At 30.8% G+C, this 19,562-nt stretch carries 27 protein-coding genes; 2 read left to right on the top strand and 25 right to left on the bottom strand.

The window, feature by feature from the left end:
• Positions 1 to 146: 146 nt before the first annotated feature.
• The 4 genes from P8F83_RS07795 to P8F83_RS07810 all read right to left on the bottom strand — a co-directional run bounded on the left by P8F83_RS07795 (position 147) and on the right by P8F83_RS07810 (position 2,058).
• On the bottom strand, positions 147 to 425 hold the full coding sequence (locus tag P8F83_RS07795) for a hypothetical protein (RefSeq protein WP_326514139.1): 279 nt from the start codon (positions 423 to 425) through the stop codon (positions 147 to 149).
• Positions 426 to 479: 54 nt separating this feature from the next.
• Complete coding sequence (locus tag P8F83_RS07800; protein ID WP_073015925.1) at positions 480 to 734, bottom strand: hypothetical protein; 255 nt, start codon at positions 732 to 734, stop codon at positions 480 to 482.
• Between the two features lie 467 nt (positions 735 to 1,201).
• On the bottom strand, positions 1,202 to 1,714 hold the full coding sequence (locus P8F83_RS07805; RefSeq protein WP_326514140.1) for a hypothetical protein: 513 nt from the start codon (positions 1,712 to 1,714) through the stop codon (positions 1,202 to 1,204).
• 137 nt (positions 1,715 to 1,851) lie between these two features.
• Positions 1,852 to 2,058 (bottom strand): hypothetical protein, encoded by a 207-nt coding sequence (locus P8F83_RS07810; protein WP_326514141.1) that lies wholly within the window; start codon positions 2,056 to 2,058, stop codon positions 1,852 to 1,854.
• 522 nt (positions 2,059 to 2,580) lie between these two features.
• On the opposite strand from P8F83_RS07810, the gene P8F83_RS07815 reads away from it, so the two are divergent.
• On the top strand, positions 2,581 to 2,898 hold the full coding sequence (locus P8F83_RS07815; RefSeq protein ID WP_326514142.1) for a hypothetical protein: 318 nt from the start codon (positions 2,581 to 2,583) through the stop codon (positions 2,896 to 2,898).
• Between the two features lie 270 nt (positions 2,899 to 3,168).
• Here the strand turns inward: P8F83_RS07815 and P8F83_RS07820 are convergent, their stop codons facing one another.
• The gene (locus P8F83_RS07820; RefSeq protein WP_326514143.1) at positions 3,169 to 3,747 is read right to left on the bottom strand and encodes a hypothetical protein; all 579 of its coding nucleotides are present in this window, start codon (positions 3,745 to 3,747) and stop codon (positions 3,169 to 3,171) included.
• A 951-nt stretch (positions 3,748 to 4,698) separates the two neighbouring features.
• On the opposite strand from P8F83_RS07820, the gene P8F83_RS07825 reads away from it, so the two are divergent.
• Positions 4,699 to 5,049, top strand: a complete 351-nt coding sequence (locus P8F83_RS07825; protein ID WP_326514144.1) for a hypothetical protein — start codon at positions 4,699 to 4,701, stop codon at positions 5,047 to 5,049.
• 362 nt (positions 5,050 to 5,411) lie between these two features.
• Here P8F83_RS07825 and P8F83_RS07830 read toward each other — a convergent pair whose 3' ends face one another.
• From P8F83_RS07830 to P8F83_RS07925, 20 genes are all read right to left on the bottom strand, one after another.
• Complete coding sequence (locus P8F83_RS07830; RefSeq protein ID WP_326514145.1) at positions 5,412 to 5,915, bottom strand: hypothetical protein; 504 nt, start codon at positions 5,913 to 5,915, stop codon at positions 5,412 to 5,414.
• A gap of 299 nt (positions 5,916 to 6,214) precedes the next feature.
• Positions 6,215 to 7,087, bottom strand: a complete 873-nt coding sequence (locus P8F83_RS07835) for an N-acetylmuramoyl-L-alanine amidase (protein WP_326514146.1) — start codon at positions 7,085 to 7,087, stop codon at positions 6,215 to 6,217.
• Between the two features lie 52 nt (positions 7,088 to 7,139).
• Positions 7,140 to 7,319, bottom strand: coding sequence for a hypothetical protein (locus P8F83_RS07840; RefSeq protein ID WP_326514147.1), 180 nt, complete (start codon positions 7,317 to 7,319; stop codon positions 7,140 to 7,142).
• 20 nt (positions 7,320 to 7,339) lie between these two features.
• Complete coding sequence (locus P8F83_RS07845; protein ID WP_181601390.1) at positions 7,340 to 7,543, bottom strand: BhlA/UviB family holin-like peptide; 204 nt, start codon at positions 7,541 to 7,543, stop codon at positions 7,340 to 7,342.
• Positions 7,544 to 7,601: 58 nt separating this feature from the next.
• Positions 7,602 to 7,853: a hypothetical protein gene (locus P8F83_RS07850; RefSeq protein ID WP_326514148.1), complete on the bottom strand. Its 252-nt coding sequence runs from the start codon at positions 7,851 to 7,853 to the stop codon at positions 7,602 to 7,604.
• A 12-nt stretch (positions 7,854 to 7,865) separates the two neighbouring features.
• Complete coding sequence (locus P8F83_RS07855; protein ID WP_326514149.1) at positions 7,866 to 9,284, bottom strand: hypothetical protein; 1,419 nt, start codon at positions 9,282 to 9,284, stop codon at positions 7,866 to 7,868.
• A gap of 27 nt (positions 9,285 to 9,311) precedes the next feature.
• Positions 9,312 to 11,858: a hypothetical protein gene (locus P8F83_RS07860; protein ID WP_326514150.1), complete on the bottom strand. Its 2,547-nt coding sequence runs from the start codon at positions 11,856 to 11,858 to the stop codon at positions 9,312 to 9,314.
• 33 nt (positions 11,859 to 11,891) lie between these two features.
• A complete protein-coding gene (locus P8F83_RS07865; protein ID WP_326514151.1) occupies positions 11,892 to 12,284 on the bottom strand; it encodes a hypothetical protein in 393 nt (130 codons plus the stop codon).
• Positions 12,271 to 12,519, bottom strand: coding sequence for a hypothetical protein (locus tag P8F83_RS07870; protein WP_326514152.1), 249 nt, complete (start codon positions 12,517 to 12,519; stop codon positions 12,271 to 12,273). Before P8F83_RS07870 ends, P8F83_RS07865 begins: the two co-directional genes overlap by 14 nt.
• Before the next feature lie 15 nt (positions 12,520 to 12,534).
• Positions 12,535 to 12,885 (bottom strand): DUF6711 family protein, encoded by a 351-nt coding sequence (locus P8F83_RS07875; RefSeq protein ID WP_326514153.1) that lies wholly within the window; start codon positions 12,883 to 12,885, stop codon positions 12,535 to 12,537.
• A 15-nt stretch (positions 12,886 to 12,900) separates the two neighbouring features.
• Complete coding sequence (locus P8F83_RS07880) at positions 12,901 to 15,633, bottom strand: hypothetical protein (RefSeq protein WP_326514154.1); 2,733 nt, start codon at positions 15,631 to 15,633, stop codon at positions 12,901 to 12,903.
• Positions 15,633 to 15,947, bottom strand: coding sequence for a hypothetical protein (locus tag P8F83_RS07885; protein ID WP_326514155.1), 315 nt, complete (start codon positions 15,945 to 15,947; stop codon positions 15,633 to 15,635). Before P8F83_RS07885 ends, P8F83_RS07880 begins: the two co-directional genes overlap by 1 nt.
• A gap of 56 nt (positions 15,948 to 16,003) precedes the next feature.
• Entirely contained in the window at positions 16,004 to 16,366 is a 363-nt protein-coding gene (locus P8F83_RS07890; protein WP_326514156.1) for a DUF6096 family protein, read from the bottom strand.
• Positions 16,367 to 16,394: 28 nt separating this feature from the next.
• Positions 16,395 to 16,817 carry a phage tail tube protein gene (locus P8F83_RS07895; RefSeq protein ID WP_326514157.1) on the bottom strand — a complete coding sequence of 141 codons (423 nt, stop codon included), beginning with the start codon at positions 16,815 to 16,817 and terminating at the stop codon, positions 16,395 to 16,397.
• An 18-nt stretch (positions 16,818 to 16,835) separates the two neighbouring features.
• Positions 16,836 to 17,192 (bottom strand): hypothetical protein, encoded by a 357-nt coding sequence (locus P8F83_RS07900; protein WP_326514158.1) that lies wholly within the window; start codon positions 17,190 to 17,192, stop codon positions 16,836 to 16,838.
• Entirely contained in the window at positions 17,189 to 17,677 is a 489-nt protein-coding gene (locus P8F83_RS07905; protein ID WP_326514159.1) for an HK97-gp10 family putative phage morphogenesis protein, read from the bottom strand. The genes P8F83_RS07900 and P8F83_RS07905 overlap by 4 nt, the downstream gene beginning before the upstream one ends.
• The gene (locus P8F83_RS07910) at positions 17,674 to 17,994 is read right to left on the bottom strand and encodes a hypothetical protein (RefSeq protein WP_326514160.1); all 321 of its coding nucleotides are present in this window, start codon (positions 17,992 to 17,994) and stop codon (positions 17,674 to 17,676) included. Before P8F83_RS07910 ends, P8F83_RS07905 begins: the two co-directional genes overlap by 4 nt.
• Positions 17,978 to 18,307 carry a phage head-tail connector protein gene (locus P8F83_RS07915; protein ID WP_326514161.1) on the bottom strand — a complete coding sequence of 110 codons (330 nt, stop codon included), beginning with the start codon at positions 18,305 to 18,307 and terminating at the stop codon, positions 17,978 to 17,980. Before P8F83_RS07915 ends, P8F83_RS07910 begins: the two co-directional genes overlap by 17 nt.
• A 30-nt stretch (positions 18,308 to 18,337) precedes the next feature.
• Positions 18,338 to 18,601: a hypothetical protein gene (locus P8F83_RS07920; RefSeq protein WP_326514162.1), complete on the bottom strand. Its 264-nt coding sequence runs from the start codon at positions 18,599 to 18,601 to the stop codon at positions 18,338 to 18,340.
• Positions 18,602 to 18,617: 16 nt separating this feature from the next.
• Entirely contained in the window at positions 18,618 to 19,556 is a 939-nt protein-coding gene (locus tag P8F83_RS07925) for a hypothetical protein (RefSeq protein ID WP_326514163.1), read from the bottom strand.
• Between the last annotated feature and the right edge of the window lie 6 nt (positions 19,557 to 19,562).

Consider the following 19,562-nt stretch of genomic DNA (forward strand, 5'->3'; position numbering starts at 1 on the left):
CCTTTTTCAATTTAAGCTACCTGTGTATATAAAATTAAGAATACATCTTAAAATTTTATTAATTAACTAATATTTCAAATAATTTTATTAAAAAAATTTTCTTTTTATTAAGTTATTTCACCTTTTTGTCCACCTTATTTAAGCATTTATAGTTCTTCAAATCCTACACACTCTTTTGTATTTTTTAAATATGCAATCTTATATTCATATCCTTGTTTGATTTTACCTTTAATAAAGACTTTGGTTTCATAAATTTTAAGACCATTTACAAATATTATATTATTACTTCTTCCATTTCTAACTTCATAAACAATACCAGTAGTGTACTCATAATCATTAGTTATTAATTTAGGTACATCTTTTACCCCTAGAATCATACCATCTTTTATATAAAATATTAGTATACTAAAATACAATACAAACATAATTGAACAAAATATTGATCTTCTTTTTAATTACAATTTATAACTATACGTAGGCTACTTAAGAACATATTTACCACCAGAAGATTTCTCTATTACACCATTAATTCCATTACTACTTTTAATAGAATATCGTTTTCCTTTAGAAAAGAAACCTGAAATATCCTCTAGCTCATAATCTTCACCAAAAATATTATTAGTTTTCAACTTACCTGTAAATGTTGTCTCTAATTCACCTAAATCTTCATCAATAAACCCATCTTCACGATAAAGGTGTGTTTTCCCACCAACATTTTTAAAATAAAATTCCATAGTACCCCTCCATAATTAATATATTTCTTTTTTACTCTTTATGATAATTTACCATTCTTATTATATTTTAACATGATATTCTTAGGACAAGAATATAGATTATAAATTAAAAGCCACAACTGTTGAACTTAATCCTAAAATTCTTTATTGAGTTCTCTAAATAAATATAATCATTTTACGTTTATGGTTAACAGCACTTTCATAGATTTCATAGAATTGTTGAATAAAAATACCGCATATCATTTTATTAAATAATACGACACTTTATTTTTATATTTATCTGCAAAAATCCCTAAGACTAATTCACAATCATCTTTCTAAATTTCTTATTAAAATCAGTAGGTAAATAATTTGCTTTTCTTATCTTATAATAAGCTTATTCAGTGATTAAATGAGGTATATCTTTATTAATGAGTGATTCAACATGTAGAATCTTTTTGAATGATGCCTCTTTATCTTTTTCACCTCTATAACCAATGAAGTTGCATTACATTTAAATCTATTTTTCTCCCATCTTTCATTATTAATAAATATCTTAACTTACTACCCTTTGTGAATTTCTTTATAAATACTTCAACCTTAATAATATCATCATAATTGTATCTCTTCCCTAAAAGATTAAACATATTTCTATATATTATTTTATCCTTCTCAAAGATACTAAAAGAGAAAAATGTTTCACAAAAACATATCACCAATATAACAATTAAAAATGCTATTATCTTTCTATCACCTCCAATGCCTACATTGTGTGGATTAGACAAAATGCTATAAATAAGAAATCCGGTTATAAATATAGTATATATAAAAATTAAAAATCCTCCGTAGAATGAAAATAAAGATGGCACTATAATTATAGTTTTATTGTTGAAAAAAAACTTTTTTATAACCCAATAAGAAAATTGTCCACCCACGAAAAATACCAATAGAACTACTCCTAGAAAAGCTATGAAACCTAAACACATTATAAAATCAGTCATATACCCTACCCTCCAATATTAATATATATTATATTTCAATCGGAACATACTTACAATCTGATGATAAAGTTTATCTGCATAGTCATAAAACTTGGATATAACATCAAACTTTTTATAACTTAAAAAACTGACTTCATTTAGAACAGCTCTGCAATCTTTTCAATGCTTTTAAGTTTTCTATAAAGGTATTTCATAGACTTATCACGAGCTTTGGACCTAACCTTAACTTTAGGTAAAGACTTACAGATAACATTATACTGAGCTATGATTTCTTCATATGAAACTTTGTTTGTATCATTTGAGGATGATATTTCTGATGTTTCATTTGAGGAAGTGTCTTTCACACTATGAGGATTAAAGTTTGTATCGTTTTTTACTATAGTTTATATATTTTTTTATTTTCCCAAATTCTGTATAGCAACCTCACTAGTATCATTCCAAAACTCTGTATAAACATATCTAAATTTAGCTATCATTACCTCCTATTCAAAAATTTTTATTTTCTTTTGTTTTCTGCTGGTTAACTGGTTATATGGTTATTAAACATAATATTTTACAAATTCTAATGAATGGCTTATATAGGGCATTCAATCCTAATTCTATTAATTTCTAGTATAGGTATCTATTTTTCGCTTAAACCATTGATGTACCATCTTCCTAAAAATTTTTCTTACTAATGTGCTGAAACTTAATCCCAAAGTGTTGGTATCCTATTATATGCTAATATATAAATTACCCTTCTTAGAATCATATTTGAAGATTAACCTCCTTCAGATATGATTCTTTTATGTTTTTAAGGTTTCTTCCAACTTATGAATATTTATATTTACTTATTCTCACAATAAACATGAAAGGTGGCTATGCATATGAGGAAATTTACTAGTACTTTTTTAATTGTTTTGCTCTTATTTTTAACTCCATATAAAGCTAACGCAGTTCCAAATTCGAATACTTTTAAAGAAGGGGTTTATAAAGTATCTGATTTTAATTTTTCAGAGGACAATCTTCACTATATTCAAAATATATCTGAAAAAGGCTCTCTCTTATTGCAGATTTATGATAAAAATCAGATTGCACAACAAGCTATACGCCTACCTCCTAAATCACAAAAATTTAATTTAATATCATTAAAACCAGAGCACAGAATAGTGATTATAGGTGATGGAGAAGCCTATATATCTTAAAAAGTACTAATAAGCATCTTTAAAATTGCTTTAATATTTGCTATTTTATAATCGTATTTGTTGAAGCAAATCTAGTTACAGTATAAAATGATATAGTTTCTCCAACTAGTGTTAATTGCCTTACCGATGCTGCTGGTGTTGCTGAAAATAATAGATTACTTTATTGAGTATGTTAGATAGAAGTATGGAAAGGGGAATAAAAGATAAAGGTGTCCGTCACGGACACCTTACTTTCTTATGTACATATTTACTATCTTTTTTAACCTGGTATTAATTCACTATCTCAAAAGTAAATACGACTGGATTTATCATATTTTCGATGAGTGGAGATACGTCAACTGACTTAATCTTCAATTTTATTCCTAATGCCTTTTGATATTCATACAAGCGCCCACCTGCACATCTTTCAAAATATGTTTCAATGGATTTTGGAAATTGAAACGTTCCTTTTGGTGCATGCTTATAGTATCCATGATTACAAGCAAAAGTAACCGTAATTGTATTATCCTCATTTAAAACAGCTGTTCTTCTAAATTTATTAGTAAATAACCTCAATCTCTCGCCAAGAGGTTTATCAGCGTGTTCAAGCGCAAAGGCTTTTCTCTCTTTATCGTACCCAGTACCTCTACAACTTCCATTTTGCTCATATAAGTAGAATCGTTGCTCTTTAGAGAGATGCTCTTCCATAGCTATCATAAACTTTTCTTCACATTCGTCTCCCTTATATGTTTGAACAATGTCCTCAAACAAAGGTACTATATCGACTGGAATTTCATTTTTACTCATTCTCATACTTTTCATCATACTTTTCATTTTCAGTACCACACTCCCTTTTAATACCCATTTCATAATAAAATTAGTATACCATACCCCCTATTTATTTTCTATAGATTACATATTATCCAGTAAATGTTACTATAGACTTTTTCTATCTCTTCAAACTGGTATGATGTTAGGGGGATACTTGCTACTCTACTATTGCAGCAAGGTACTCATCCCAAAATAGTTAGTGAGCGTTTGGTGCACGCAAATATCAGTATGCCTTTAGATATTTATTCTCATGTTCTTCCTAATATGCAGCTAGAAGCAGTAAGAAAACTAGGAAATATTTTTAATTAAATTTTAGTTTCGGCCACTAGTTGGCCACTGACTCATATTCCCACAAAAACACAAACCCTGCAAACGCTCATGTTTACAGGGTTTTAATCTCATTTTTGGTCTGAGTAGCGGGACTTGAACCCGCGACCCCAAGAACCTCTAAAGACATAAAATTATAAAATACTAAAAGCCATCAAAGTCTTTGTTTATCTATTTTTGTGGGCATTTCTTGCTTTTCTAAAAATACTAAAAAAAGCTATAAATCATTAAGTTATGGCACCTTTTTGTCCACCTTATTTTATGATTTTTGATTACACTTTTACACAAAACATTGAACAACTCTATTAAAAGGCTATTATTATGTATAACCCATTGCAATTCTATGTTCTCATTGTGTATAAATATTTTAACAGTTTTTTGACTAGTTACTTTTAAATACAGATATAATATCCAGACTTCATATTTTTTGCTTTTTATAGGTCTACTTAACAAGAATCAGTTCATATTTTTTGATTGTAACAATAAATTTATTAACATTGCAATATTATTTTTATCTGAGTAGTTGCAATCCAAAAACCTTTAATAGTATAAAATTAGATGATTATCCTGCAAAATAAATATATTTTCTTTATTATGTTATATGTATTATATATAATTAAACTATAAGTTAATTTATAAAAATTTAAGGATGTGATACTTGTTATGAAAAAAATAGTTTATTTCTTAATTTTTTCTATAATTACAATTTCTTTAGTTGCCTATTTCAAAAATAATCAAAGCGTATTAAAAGAACCAGTTACTAATGATATAATAAAAATTGTTTATAATCAATTACCTGAGGAGCAAAAAGAATCTATAGATTTGGCTCAAACAAAAATTCATAAATCTCTTCTCAAAGACGGTACAGGTTCAATATATGATAAATCTTATATTGGAGAAGAAGTATATACCATTGATTTTACTGTGAAAGAGAAAAATATAATACCTAGTAATAAAATATTGTTTGCAACATTAGATGATTATAAAATAATTGGATATGGATATGTTGAGTAAGCAATCCTTTTAGTAAATCAATAATTCTATAAGTGTAAAAATTTAAGTTTCACTTTTTAAGGTTGGGATTAGATATATATTTCCAATCTTATTTTAATTTTCTTTGATAAGTTATATTTAAAAAGAACTACTCGTATAACTATTATGTTTTTAGAAAAATTAATCTTTACTTCCTTCTTTATTATATTGCTACAAAGACATAATGATTCAATTCAGTGATTATTCCATAGGTATAAAATACTTAAAGCTGTCAAATCTTTTGTTTATCTATGTTTATAATCATTTCTTACTTTTCTCAAAACACTATAAAAAGCTATAAATTATTAAATTGTGGCACCTTTTTGTCCACCTAATTTAAGTAATTATAGTTCTTCAAATCCTACACACTCTTTTGTATTTCTTAAATATGCAATCTTATATTCATGTCCTCGTTTGATTTTACCTTTTATAAAGACTTTAGTTTCATAAATTTTAAGACCATTTACAAATATTATATTACTACTTCTTCCATTTCTAACTTCATAAACAATCCCAGTAGTGTACTCATAATCATTAGTTATTAATTTAGGCGCATCTTTTATTGCTGGAATCATAACATCTTTTATATAAAATATTAGTATACTAAAATACAATACAAACATAATTGAACAAAATATTGATTTGCTTATCAAGTGTAATTTAGATTTAGATGGAGAATATGTATATAAATATCCTATTGAAGAATCATTATTTCTAAAGTCTTTAAAATTCTTCTTTGATAAATGAAGCATAAATAATAGGACTACCATCATAGGTATTAATGCTACTATAAGCATAAAAGTATGCATTGTTGCAATATATTTCAAATTAAACGCTATTTTACTCACCTCACCAAAGATATTACTTTTCAATTACTACTATTCTTAAGTTTATTCTTTTAAAATAACTGAAATTTCTATTATTAATTGTGTTTAAATCACTAAGCTTATTTTAATATATTACTACTATATTTTCTATACAGATATTTAATTTTTATAATCAAAAAAGCCATAACCAAGGAAATTCATCCTCCGTTGTGGCAATAAGCTTTTAATTTGCATATATTATATTGAGTGTTAGAATTAAGCTAAGTTTCATTTTCAGAAGTTTAGCCCCTGTATCTTAATTGATGCAGGGGCTTTCTATTTTATAGTCCTAAAAGTTTTCTCCAAGTATTTTGTCCAACAATACCATCTGCTGATAATCCTCTTGAATCTTGGAAAACCATTACTGCTACTCTAGTATTTTCTCCAAAAGCTCCATCTACAGCTCCACAATTAAATCCTAATGCATTTAACTTTTCTTGTACTAGTCTAGTTATATTCCCACTAGCACCTATCTTTAACATTGGGCATTCTGACAATGTTATTGGACCAGCCATATTGTCAACAACTTGATTAGAAAATCCTTGTGCATTACATTCATTTTGTAATCTAGCAACCCATCCATTAATATCTACTGTTGATTTAGGTGTTTCTTTAACTGGTTCAGGAGCTTTAGATACTGGAGTTGTTTCTTTAGCTTGTGTTACTGTTAATCCTTTTACTATAGCCTTAGCTATTGTATCTGGATTATATCTATCTGCATCTTCCTTGGTATCAACAAAACAGCACTCTATTAACATAGCTGTCATATTCGTGTTTCTTATTACATATAGACTTTTACCATCCTTAATACCTCGGTTCCTGAATCCTAACTCTACAATAGCATTTAGTACAGCTCTAGCTTGTGGTACTTCTTTAGCTCCATAAGTATAAACTTCTGTTCCTAATCCTCTCCCAGCATTTAAGTGTATCTCTGCAAATAGATCTGCATCTGATTTATTTGCTAATTCTACTCTATAAGCTAAATCATTATCACTTAAATCTACTCTACAATAAGTAACTTCATGGTCTTGAGCTTCTAACATTGATTTTACTCTTTCACCTATTTCTCTAGTACATATACTTTCATTCAAAAATCCTACTGCTCCTGTACCTTTGCCTGTAAGTGTGTGTCCTATTGATATTGCTATTTTCATAATTAATCATCCTTTCTCGTTTTAAATTTAGAAGGAGCCATAAGGCTCCTAATTATTCATTCTTAGCTTGTCTTGCTGTAGATTGTCCAAAGTAGAAAGCTATTACTAAACTAAATACTGTTAAAAACTCTTGTGAACTAACTTTACCTTTAGCACTTAGTACACAAAATACTATAGTAAGTAACAATGCAATAAGCTTCTTCACTTGTAATAAACCTTTTAATTCTTTCATTTGTAAACCTCCTTTTGAAATTATTTTAAAATTATTTCTTTTATGTCCTCTACGTCTTCCTTAATATCTTCGATAGTCCCTATTGAGCTTGCAAGCTTATCAATCGTTTCCTGATACTTCACTTCCCTTTCCTTTGAATCCTTTCTTGTATCCATTAATAACCATACAAACAATACACAGAATATCCCTTGGGTTATGATGTATTTAACTATTTCACTTTCCATCTCTTCACCTCTTAATATTTTTTAATATAAAAAGAAAGCTGCTTTCACAGCTCTCTCCTTACATGTATTTACTTAAGTCCACAGATTCTTTTAGTTTTACAGATCCATCTATTACCTTAAATTTATCTCTATTTTCTAATACATAAGTATCTTTTTCTAATACAATAAAGTCCCATATTATCTCATAATCTTCTTTATTGTCTCCAAAGAAACTCATATCCTGTATTCCAGTTGAGAAAGCTGTTATCTCTCCAGTTCTTTTCGAGTAATACAATGTCATTGACTTTTCATGTTCCTCTAATGATGCCATTCTATCACCTCCTTAAGCTATTGCTATCCAAGAGACTTCCATTATTGAGTAGAATGATGCTCCTTGATTTATATAAGTATTGTCATTTAGTAGCCAATATCCATTTATATAGCTAGTGAATTTTTGCAAAGTTGGTTTAGGATAATTAATCATCCAACCAATTATATTAAATTTACCATTCACGATGTCTTTTCCTCCAGCACTACAAGTAAACTTAGAAATCGAAGTTTCTGTTAATGCATCTGCTGTTTTAACTGAAACTAACACTTCAAAATTTTTCCCTTTAAACTCATCTGGAAGTTGTACTGTTGCATTTGAACTAGATGTAACCGAAGCTACTCCAGTTGCCATTAAGTAATGATAGTCTTTACCTGATGAGTCTCCAGAGTTTTTATGCCATTTAAGTCCTGTAGTTCCTGGTGTAAATTCTGTGTAACTTCCATCTTGATTAGTAAATCTAGCGTAACTATCATTTACTTCAAAACATCCCGATTTAAGTTCATTAGCATTTGGACTCCATGATGTAGAGTTCTCTCCTTCTTCAAGCTTAGGATATGTTAAAAATATAAGATATCCGCCTCCTGAATTATAACTTCCTTGATGCAGCATTCCCCCTTTAGCACTAGCAAAGTTACTAGGAGTTGTAAAAGTATATGAATGTCTTTTACCATCATAGTTAAGGGTTATTCCTGTATTACTAATATTGCTTCCACTGTAATCCATATATTCAAATATGAATTGACCGACTTTAACATTTGACTCTTTTGTTACTGCTAAAGATAGAGTGTATTTTGTATTAGGCTTTAAAGGTATATTAGATTGCCATAGTCCCCCCGATTCTGATGTTGGGTTTTGTATACATATAGTTCCTGCATTATTATAACCAGATGCTCCTTGATTCACATATGTTGAAGCTGAACCCCAATACCACCAACCTTGAGGAGTTTTACTTCCGATTAAACCAGAGAAGTCTGTTCCTTTTAATAAGTTCGTGCCTCCTATTTGACCTACTGCAACTCTTACACTGCTAGGGTTCTGTTCTATCAGAGAACTAAAATCTACTGCATTTACTTTAGCTGCTATCTGATTTGCTGTCTGAATTTTATAAGTTTCAAAATCTGTTGTGCTTACCTTTGAAGTTATTTGATTGCTAAGTAATGATAGGCTAGATACTGCACTATCAATTTGGGTTTGAGTTTCCTTTAAGACTTCAAAACAATCTATTAATACCGCTGACTTGCAGCTTCGATCTTTTGTACCTTTTACTATAATTTCTATAGTATGCTGTCCATAAGAGAGTCCTAACTTTTCAAAGGCAACAAAGTTTGTTACTGTAGGAGCTGCTGAGTAAGTATCTATATTTGTAGCAACAATAGTACCATCTATTTTATATCTGCATAACCCTAGCCGTATTCTTTTGATGTTACCCATCTAATGCCTACTCCTCAAAAGTTAATTTTACAGAAGATTTGCAGTGGCACTATAAGAATACGTTGTATTATAGTGCCCTGGATCATTTCCTCTTGTCCATGTTCCTGTATAAATTAAACTTGCATCTCTATCATCAATTTTTGTTACTAATCCAGCAATATTATAAATGTCTGCTTTTTCAACCTTTAAAAATATCTGGTCTTTCATTGTACTTATAGAGCCCTCTGCTGTCCCTATTCTTGTCTCGTGTCCACTAATGGAAGTTTGCATACTTCCAACTGTTGTATTTATTCCGTTTATTGTTTGAGTTATTGATGAATAGTTTTCACTTATTTTTGTATCTAAATCCTCTAAAGCTCTTGTCCATGTAGTTTTTTTATTTCCTTTTTCTATCATAAGTGACTTTACTGATATTGTTCCACCAGTTATAAAGTCTGTTCTAAAGTTTATATCCCAAAAGGAGTTTAAAAGATGATCTGCTGTAATTATCATTCTATATGATACATTTATTTCTCCAGTTCCAGCATTAAAATCTATTGGTATTGAATAAGAATTAAAAGCTCCATTGCCCCATCCTGTTACATTTCCTCGACCTTGAATTCTCATTCCTCTAGAAGTATTATTGTAAGTTAAATTAGAATACTTAAATGTAAATGATACAGTTACGTTATCACCAACATTTAAATCTCTAATTAAAACAGTATAAGGAAACCTTCCATCATTTGTAGCTCCTGTAAATCCTGTAGCATCTATATAAATATCACTTGTTTTTTGTGCTAAATTCCTTCCGCCAATAACTACATTGTTTATAGCTGTAGTTATATCTGTTTGCCATATTTTTGTGGTTATCTGTCCTTGCAGTGTACCAATTAAAGTACCTTGAGAGCTTACTGTTTGCCCTGTATCATATATAGTTGTTTTAAGTGAATTAAACGCAATATCTAAAGTCTGGTTAATATCATCAAACCTTATTTTAGATGCCTTTAGGGTTGTAGTTGCTCCATTTATTTGACTTACTAGGCTTTCTTTCTCTATTTTATTACCGCTTATATTAGCGGTGTCAGATACCATATCATCACGAATTATTTTAGACTTAATACCACTTGCTTTAAGTCCAGTTGCATCAAACATTAAGTTTCCTGTGCTATCCCACACATACATGTTATAGTCATTAGATGCATCCTTACCTATTTGAACTCTTACTCGTGAGCTGTCTTTAATCTGTATTGTATTATCTGAAATAAGCATATTTCCACTATCAGAAATAATCTTAAACTTACTTGTAGATAAATCTCCTGCTAGAAGTTTTCCCACTTTTAAATTTGCTATCTGGGCATCTCCTATAGCTTCATTTGCTATTATTGAACTTCCAGCAACTATCTGTCCTACTGTAGCTAGCTCCGTAAACACAGATTTAGATAAGATTGTATTTATATTTCCTACCTCTGCCTCAACTATACCTATTTTAGCTGTTTGAGCCTTTAAATTAACAATATCAGCATCATTAATATGGGCATAGTCTACAAAGGCCTTATTAACTATGGCAACTTCTGTAACAACTCTATTTAACTTTTTCGAAGTATCTCCAGAACTTGAAAAAGAGTTCTTATTTTTATTCTCTCCCTTTGCTCCTATCTCTGCAGTAAGTCCACCAGTATAATTAAATTTTTGAGACAGTACTGGATGCTTTCTAACTACTCCTTTAACATCTGTGACTGTAATTATATCTCCAACATCAACACTTAGATCTCCTTGCCATTTCATTGAGTAGCCAAGATAATTAAAGCCATTTAATTTATTATAAATATCCTGGAGAATTGCATCAGTAACCCAAGGATTTTCAAATCCTAATTCCATAGAATCAGTGCCCAAAGATCCTTTAGATAGTTCCTCTTCTCCAACCTTACAAGTAACCTTGCCAACCTTATATTTAACTTCTTCTCTCTTGTAATTTATATAGTTGCTACCATCCATTGATAAAGATACATCAGCAGGTGCTACTGTAGTAAACTTTCCATCCCTAGTTATAACAGCATTACCACCGCATATACTAGCTACATATCCCACTATTTCTCTACAAGTAAAGCCTTCCAATTTCTTAACTGTGTAAGCTGGAAGGCTTCCTGTAAATTGTACTCCTGTTTTAGCAGCTAATTCATTAACTACTTGTTGTAATGTTGGATTATCTCCTAAGATACTAAAATAAGCACTTTCAAATTTTATCATGTTATCAAATGCTGTTATCTTTGTTGTATAATCAGTCTTTTCTATATCATCAATATTAAATAGTCCCATAGGAATGTATTCTATTGTGGCACCAATCTTAAGCCCTATTTCTACCTTAATCTGGCTAGTGGAATAAATAGTATCTCCAGAGTTTATTAAAGTTAAATCTAAGGTTTTAGATACTGTAGTTCCTATCATAAAACCATCTGAAGGTTGGATATTACTATCAATGACAACATTAACTATGTCAGAATTATTATAAATTCTATCTCCTATAGTAATCTTACATTCAAAAGATCTACTTGGCTTTTTAATTTCTGTCTTATATGCTGAACTTGTACTATACATAAGTCTACCTCCTTTCTAAATTAAGATTAGAGATTACTTATTCTCTTTTATCATGTATTCTACATCAATTAAAATAGAAGGAGATATATTACATGATGCATTAATAAGATCATCCTCTTTTATTAAATGTATATCTATATCATTTTCTATTTCTAAAAGTTCATTAAGTTCCATATTCCATTCCTCTAGCAAATCCTCTTGAATACTTATAGTATAGTCCTCATTTATCTTAGGTTTTCCATCCTTATCTTTTATTGAGTATTTCTGTATCAACTTTTGTCTTTCAGAATTAAATACTTTAATTTCTTTATTTATTTTATTAATGTTTTTAGCAATAGCATAACTTACCTTTACTGGTAGCTCCATTAAAGATAACCTAGCTAACGAATTAATACTATTTTCTATAGTTTTATTAGTTAGTTTCATCTATGTTTCCTCCCATTATTTCATCTTCTGTTTTATAAAGCTCTGCTTCAAAGACTGCAACATCAGCTCTAACTTCAGTCTTATTTTTCGAGTAAAGTTCTTGATTGGTTATTGTTTTAGTAACACTTGTATTATTAATCCCGTCTGTATTAATGGTTGCGCCTATATATGCAACCTGTACACCATCTATCTCAATAACTCCATTTAAACTTATATTTTTATTTATCTTTATCATTATTCATCATCCTTTCTATTTCTCTATAAAATTCATAGCTAGACCTTTCCACTTAACCTCTTTAGTGACTTTATCATAAGAATATGCTGCAGCTTTTCTTGGGCCTACATACATAGTTTTAGTTACCTCTCCTAACTCTGGATCTGGATATGTGACTGTAAAGTTAACCTCTTTTACTGCTTTTAATAAATTCATCATTTGCGTATATGTTAATGGCGGCCACTCTAGTATTAACTTTCTCTTAACAGCAATCCTATCTCTTAACATATCTCCGTACCCATTTCTATTGGTTTCTCCATCTATATCTTCTATATCTGGTTCATATTTTGAAGGAGTAGGTACATCTACTCCATTTATCTTGAACATGTTACCTCTCCTTTCCTATGATGGTATTAATGTTATACCACCACTTCTTTGCATCTTTCTTAATTGATTTAAGGCTACCTTCCCAATTGCTGATCCATCTATCATTATAGTTAAATCTCCACCATTTTGATCTGTTCTACTACCTAATGCATCGCTTATTGCTCTAAATGTTTGTTCATAAATTTTACTCTCAGGAGAGACTATTTCACCTTCTCTTTTGTTATCGCCAATTACAGCTAGTCTAGGATCATTTGCTCCAACATATCCACCTTGTGCTAAATAAGGTATGTTAGGTAAACTTACACCGAAGTGTTTTCCTCCTCCTGCCCATAATGGAACCCAATCAGGAACGTCAAAAGATATTTTATTTATCCCTCTTATAGCTCCATTAATTAATCCAATTACCGCATTTAAAGGAGATTTAGCTATATCTCCAAGAGCTCCAAATATCCCTCTGAAAATATCTCTTACCCCTTGCCAAGCTCTGCTCCAATTTCCTGTAAATACACCTGCAATGAAGTCTATAATTCCTCCAAATATTGTTTTGATATCACCCACGATATTTTTAATACTTGTGGCCACACCTTCAAAGGTACCAAGGAATACACTTACTAAAAATGCTATAAAAGGTTTTAATGCATAATTCCATAAAAACATTATTATGTCTATAACTGTTTGTATTGCAGGTTTCCAAGCATAATAAATATCAATAACAGCTTGTATTTCTTTTACGAAAATATCATCTAGAAAATCTATAAGTGGTTCAAGTACGTTTTTCCATAGAATTTTTGCAATCTCAATAACAGCACTAAATGCCATTACAAAAACATCTTTTAAAATTCCTGATAAAGGCTCTATAACCATATGCCAAATATCAAGAAGCGCAACACCTAAAGGAACTAATGCATTGTTCCAAAAGTCCAGTACCACCTCTTTTAACTTTTCAAAGACTGGAGATAAGAACTCTCCTATAGCTCTACCTACTTCATTTACTTTATTTCTAAAGTTTTCATTACTTGCATATAACAATCCAAAAGCAACTACTAATGCAACTATAGCTCCAATAACCCCAGTTGTGATTAATACCGTTGTTGATAGACCTTCTATTACTTCTATAATTGCAGCAATCCATTTTACAACCTTTAATACTATTGCCATCGCTTTAAAGCCTGCAACTAGTCCAAGTATCACACTAATCATTCCAGTTATAGCTCCTGGACTATCAGATATCTTATTAATAAAATTAACTATCCAATCTAAGAGTGGATTCAATCCCTTTGAAATGCTTGGGAATATAGAAATAACCCAATTAATTATTGGTAGAATAAAGTTATTGTATATAGATAGTGCTAATTTCCCTAATGCTATTCCTAATCTCCCTATATTTTCTAAGAATTCTTGAACTGGCGGAGTAGCTAACATATCAAAGAAGCTTCTTAGAGTTGCTTTACTCTTTTCTACAACTTCTCTAAATTCATTCATAGCTCCATTTCCATCTCTTGCCCAAGCTTCTTTAAATGGATTAAACATCGTTCCTAAGATTACTTTCATCTTGTTTGCTAGTACATCTGTTTTCTTTTGAACATCAGAAATATCTATATTAGGTGAAACTATTTGTGGTATCTTGCTTGAACTATCATCACCAGAATTCTTATCGTTATTAAGAAGATTAATTTCATCAAACCCTGCCAAAGCACCTTTTGTTTCTTTTCCAGCTTTTTTAGCAGCATCCCCATAGGCTCCCATAGCTGTTTTAGCTTGTATCAATCCTTTAGCTGCATTCTGCGATTGTCCAAATGTTTTCCCAAAGGCTGAACTGATAAAACTTGCTATATATGCGGTTGCTGTACTTAAAGAACTCATGAGAGTATTTATAGCAGGTAAGATAGCTTGATATATTGGCATAAATGCAGTATATAAGTTACTTTTAATTTGAGCCAAGGAATTAGAAAATTGATTGTTGGTAACTAATGATTGTCCTAAAAATGTTGTTAATGCAGTGATAGACCTCATTATTAGTGGCAATATAACCATCCATGTTAAAAACTGTCTTGCTATCATTGCTACTCCATTACTCATTTTACTTATGTTCTTATTAGAATTTCCCAAACCATTAAGGCCTTTATTTATCTCTTTTATCTTTTCACTAAGCCGCCCAGCCCTTGTTGTTGCACTCTGAGATGAATTATTCACAGAGCTATATTTTGAGTTTAATGAATTTAATTTTCCCTTAGCAACATCTGCTGAAGCACTTAATTTATTTATCCTTGTCTCAACTTTTAATATCTCTTCCCTAACTTTAGCTGTATTAATACTTGATGGCTTTTGTTCCTTTGCTTTCAACTCCTGCAGCTTAGTATATAAATCAATCTGCTCTTGTATTAAAGCAGGATCTGCTACATTGGTTTTACTTGTACTACCTAATATACTGTTTATCTCTGCATACCTGGCTCTTAGTCTATCTGCTTCTCCAGTATTACCTGCTAACTGTACTTGAAGTTGAGCCAATTTATCTTTTTGTATATCTATCTGAGCATTGGTTAATCTTATCTTTTCAGCTAAATTATCCATCTGATTTTTTACGGCTTGAGTTCCTGGGTTTATGCTGCTTGTAGCTTTGTTTATTTTATTAGTTACATTTACTGCTTCTTGGCCAACATTCTTAAACTTTTCTTTTATTCCACTTAATTGAGCTGTGGCTTCTTTTGTTTTTACAGAAATGAGTACTTTTAACTCTTCTAATTCCACTAACTAACCCCCTTTCTGTTTGAATTATGGAAGTTAGCAAAATCAAGCATTCTTTGTTTGTGAATTATGGCTTCTTGATTAATTTTCTGATTCTCAAACTCCTCATATTCTTCTTTATATAGATCTCTATAAACCTCTATAAAGGGAACTGGTTGACTTTCTTTAGATAGGATTGCAGCAACATTTATTCCTATACATTCAGCTAATTTATAATCCATAAAGGCTCTATTTTTTGCATCTCTTAAAATCCTTTTTTGATATGCTGAAATAGAATCCTGTATTTCTTTTAGTGTTAATTCCCAAAAAGAAAGCACTGGAATTTCACACTCCAATGCTATTGGTAATAACTCATCAAATACTTTAATTAGGCTTAAATTGCTTTCAGCTCCTCTTTCTTCTTGTCCCCCTCCTTCAGAGCATCCTTCTTGAAAAAACCGCTAACCTCAAACACATCTATTAGCTCTTCCAGTAAGTCTGTCACAGTCCCTCCATTTTCTATATACTCATCATAAAGATCATAAGTTTTGTCTGTATTATAACCATGTTCCAATGCTTGTAATGAAGCGTGTAGAACTGAAATCATAAATGTTACAGAAGGTACTTTTCCACTTTGACATTCTATTAGTTTATTTAAAGGAGATTCTCCTATGCTGCTTTCTAAAGCAACACAATCTCTCCCTCTTAATCTTAGTTTTAGTTCCTTATCTCCTACCTTAAATGTTTTAAATAACATCTATATCATCATCCTCTCGTTTTTTTAATTAAGATCCTGAAGATGGATCTGTTACTGTTATACTCGATTGTATTGCCAAGTTTAAAGTGAACTCCATAACTGCATTCACTCCTCCTCCACCAAGTTTCACACTACATTGTGCTTTAAATGTGAATTTAGTACCATCTGGATATGTTTGTTGAAATGAAACTACCTTTTTTTCATCTGCAAGTTTTCTCAAGATTCTGTAACTTGAACTAGTGCTACCATTTTCATAATTAAATTTATAAGCTAAATCACCATAATCCCCGATTCCATATTCATACTCTTTGTTTATTGACGCTAAATCTGTAACATCTACCTTTTCAGGATCAGCACCCATCTCAGGAACTTCTTTAAGTCCTTCTAAGTTTGTATAAGTTGTAGCTGCATCCGTTTCTTTAAATGCAAGCTCAATACCATTAGCTAACATCTTCATCACCCTTTCTTTTTAAGGGTTATAAACCCTCATATTATTTACATCAATGATTCCTTCAAACCTCATCACCTTGTGTTTTAATTGATTAGGTTCTGGAGTATCAATGCATTGTATTCTTTTTAATCCTAAAGAAGAAAGCACCCCATCAACTGCGACTGCAATATCAGAAGTACTCCCTTTATTCCATATATCTATTTTGTATCTTATATAAGCTAATTGCTCTTTATCATCTGTTTTGGTATGGGTTTTATTATCCTCTTCAATGTATTGAATAATAGGGAACTTAGCCCAATCTGAAGGGTAAGCATCATTAATATTTTCAACTATCTTCTTTAACTCAGTTCTAATTAAAGGCTTTATATTTATCATTCTTTTGCTACCCTCCTTATAGTTTCATTTAGATCCTTTTTAATATTATCAACTATTTTTTCTTTGTTGTTTTTAAGTGCTGGGTATAGATAAGGTTGTGCCATTTGTCCCTCAATCCATCTATACCCAACATCAGGAATATTAACAAGCCATTTATCTTGTTTGTAGCTTAAAGCTCCTGGATATTTATCTTCAACAGGTGTAGTTTCTCCAGTCTTTCCAGTTCCAAATTCAACATATGCTGCATGATCACTATTAGTACTTACAGTTCCAGTAACACCTTCATCGGTTACTTCTACTTTCTCCGTTATGCTCTTTTTTAAATCTTCTTTATCTACTGGAGCTACATCTCTAGCATCATCTTTAACCCTTTTAGTCTCTTTTTTAACTGAATCAACTATAACCTCTTCAAAACTAACTCCTAAAGAATCTAGTTTTTTTAATATACTATCAAATCCACTAACATTGATACTACTTATACTCATAATAACTTCTCCAGTTCAATAAGCAGGTGAGAATATCTTTTTATGCTAATGATTTTATAATCAGGTTTACTTTCTTTAGGTACATAAACACATATTCCATCACCTTCAGTCATAACTTCATTTTCATCATAAAGCATGTTAAGTATATAGTTTAATCTCTCTCCGTATATTTCTGCTTGTAGCTTACCACTAGCAGGAGCTATATTAGCCTTTATTTGAATTGGTTCCTCTAAGTATCCTGGATACTTGCCACCTTCATTATCTACTATTACTGTTTTTCTTTTTAAGTAGTAGGGTCTCTTATTCTTTATTCGCATTAGTAACACCCACTATCTTTAATCTTCTAAAAGCATTTAAGCGTGATTTAATCCCCTCTGGTATTTCAGTAATATAGCTAACAGATACTCCATTTTCACTTCTAGAAACTTCTCCCTCAGAGCCTTGTCTATTATAATAAGTAATGGCTAGTTCTCTTTGTAAGCCCTGCATTTTATCTAATAAAATATCTCTATTACAGTAGTCTACAATTTCAGCTGCTGCATCCTCTAAAAGCATATTTAATAGATCATCTTTACTTGTATCATTCTTATCTATCCCTAATCTTATCTTAAGTTTTTCTAACTGAGTCATATAAACACCTCCAAGATTAAAAGGAAGGGATTACTCCACTTCCTCTATCATCTTAATTAACTCATCCTTCTTTATTTTAGAAGGTATTTGAAGACCCTTTTCTGTAGCAAATTTCTTCAAATCATCCATTGTTAAAGTATCTAAAACAACTTCTTGATTTTCATTTACTATTGTAGTATCTTCACATCTAGATTCATTACTTAAATCAGTAGACTGCTGCTTTTCTTCTACTAATTTAAATCCTTCATCAATTAATACCTTAGCAATGTGTTCATCATCAGTTATTCGCTCCACATTTAAGCGAATTAGTTTATGAACCACTCTTAGTATCCTTTATGTTTGCAAATATTGAGTTAGCAGCATTATCTTTTACCCATATATCATGATATCTTCTATAGTCCATAGCCCATGCATTAGCATCTTGATAAGTTTCAGGATCAAATATTCTCATATTATCCTGCTTTGTTACAGCTATAGGAGTTGTTCTTGGTACGATTATAAAGTTAACATCTTTTGCAGTAGATCCTTTAACATATCCCCCTTGAGTTTGTCCTACTGTCTTACCATCAAATAAAGTAATTGCTGTATACAATCTGTTTTGTGGGGTCTTTATTATAGGACATCCATCTAAAACTGGAACTTCAGTATCTATACCGCCTTGAGAGAATGTTGTATTAGATATTTTCCCAGCCATAGCTAGTTCAAATTCAGTTGCTACATCATAGTTAGCATGAATAACTAACTGACCATTATATCCATTTTCTCTAATAACTTTTATTGCATATTTTAGTTTTTCAAGAACTGTATCCTTAGAAGGAGTATAACCATACTCCACATTCTTATCTTGAGCTATTCCCATTGCAGTTGCTGCTAACAGAGATAATCTATAGGCATCTATCTCTGGAGTAACCTTAGTTCTTTGAAACTCACCCATGATAGTTGATGCAGTTACTACAAATCCAGTTTCATCTACATCATTTGCATCAATAACAAACTTTCTTCCTCTATCTTGAGTCATTTCTTTAGTTTGGTATGAGAAACTTACATCTCCATCTGCAAATCCTGAATTACCTGCTCTTCCGTAGTTTCCTAAGCCATCCATAGATAATTTAGGTATCTTAACTTCCTTTCCTCCAGTGTACTTAACTTGTCCAGCGTTAGCATCCATCCAGCCTGTTAACATCTCTTGTAATGCTATTTTATCTAACTCCTTTTGAAATAGAGTTGCATACTGTATAGTATTTGCCATTTTTAC

It is taken from the genome of Clostridium intestinale, from assembly GCF_035905475.1.
In the GTDB taxonomy this organism is placed as follows: Bacteria; Bacillota; Clostridia; order Clostridiales; family Clostridiaceae; genus Clostridium_T; species Clostridium_T intestinale.

Bases quoted from the DNA above. Each gene is read 5' to 3' on its own strand.
- P8F83_RS07795 (WP_326514139.1), bottom strand. From the start codon at position 425: ATGTTTGTATTGTATTTTAGTATACTAATATTTTATATAAAAGATGGT.
- P8F83_RS07800 (WP_073015925.1), bottom strand. From the start codon at position 734: ATGGAATTTTATTTTAAAAATGTTGGTGGGAAAACACACCTTTATCGT.
- P8F83_RS07805 (WP_326514140.1), bottom strand. From the start codon at position 1,714: ATGACTGATTTTATAATGTGTTTAGGTTTCATAGCTTTTCTAGGAGTA.
- P8F83_RS07815 (WP_326514142.1), top strand. From the start codon at position 2,581: ATGAGGAAATTTACTAGTACTTTTTTAATTGTTTTGCTCTTATTTTTA.
- P8F83_RS07820 (WP_326514143.1), bottom strand. From the start codon at position 3,747: ATGAAATGGGTATTAAAAGGGAGTGTGGTACTGAAAATGAAAAGTATG.
- P8F83_RS07825 (WP_326514144.1), top strand. From the start codon at position 4,699: ATGAAAAAAATAGTTTATTTCTTAATTTTTTCTATAATTACAATTTCT.
- P8F83_RS07835 (WP_326514146.1), bottom strand. From the start codon at position 7,087: ATGAAAATAGCAATATCAATAGGACACACACTTACAGGCAAAGGTACA.
- P8F83_RS07840 (WP_326514147.1), bottom strand. From the start codon at position 7,319: ATGAAAGAATTAAAAGGTTTATTACAAGTGAAGAAGCTTATTGCATTG.
- P8F83_RS07845 (WP_181601390.1), bottom strand. From the start codon at position 7,543: ATGGAAAGTGAAATAGTTAAATACATCATAACCCAAGGGATATTCTGT.
- P8F83_RS07850 (WP_326514148.1), bottom strand. From the start codon at position 7,853: ATGGCATCATTAGAGGAACATGAAAAGTCAATGACATTGTATTACTCG.
- P8F83_RS07855 (WP_326514149.1), bottom strand. From the start codon at position 9,284: ATGGGTAACATCAAAAGAATACGGCTAGGGTTATGCAGATATAAAATA.
- P8F83_RS07860 (WP_326514150.1), bottom strand. From the start codon at position 11,858: ATGTATAGTACAAGTTCAGCATATAAGACAGAAATTAAAAAGCCAAGT.
- P8F83_RS07865 (WP_326514151.1), bottom strand. From the start codon at position 12,284: ATGAAACTAACTAATAAAACTATAGAAAATAGTATTAATTCGTTAGCT.
- P8F83_RS07870 (WP_326514152.1), bottom strand. From the start codon at position 12,519: ATGATAAAGATAAATAAAAATATAAGTTTAAATGGAGTTATTGAGATA.
- P8F83_RS07875 (WP_326514153.1), bottom strand. From the start codon at position 12,885: ATGTTCAAGATAAATGGAGTAGATGTACCTACTCCTTCAAAATATGAA.
- P8F83_RS07890 (WP_326514156.1), bottom strand. From the start codon at position 16,366: ATGTTATTTAAAACATTTAAGGTAGGAGATAAGGAACTAAAACTAAGA.
- P8F83_RS07895 (WP_326514157.1), bottom strand. From the start codon at position 16,817: ATGTTAGCTAATGGTATTGAGCTTGCATTTAAAGAAACGGATGCAGCT.
- P8F83_RS07900 (WP_326514158.1), bottom strand. From the start codon at position 17,192: ATGATAAATATAAAGCCTTTAATTAGAACTGAGTTAAAGAAGATAGTT.
- P8F83_RS07905 (WP_326514159.1), bottom strand. From the start codon at position 17,677: ATGAGTATAAGTAGTATCAATGTTAGTGGATTTGATAGTATATTAAAA.
- P8F83_RS07910 (WP_326514160.1), bottom strand. From the start codon at position 17,994: ATGCGAATAAAGAATAAGAGACCCTACTACTTAAAAAGAAAAACAGTA.
- P8F83_RS07915 (WP_326514161.1), bottom strand. From the start codon at position 18,307: ATGACTCAGTTAGAAAAACTTAAGATAAGATTAGGGATAGATAAGAAT.
- P8F83_RS07925 (WP_326514163.1), bottom strand. From the start codon at position 19,556: ATGGCAAATACTATACAGTATGCAACTCTATTTCAAAAGGAGTTAGAT.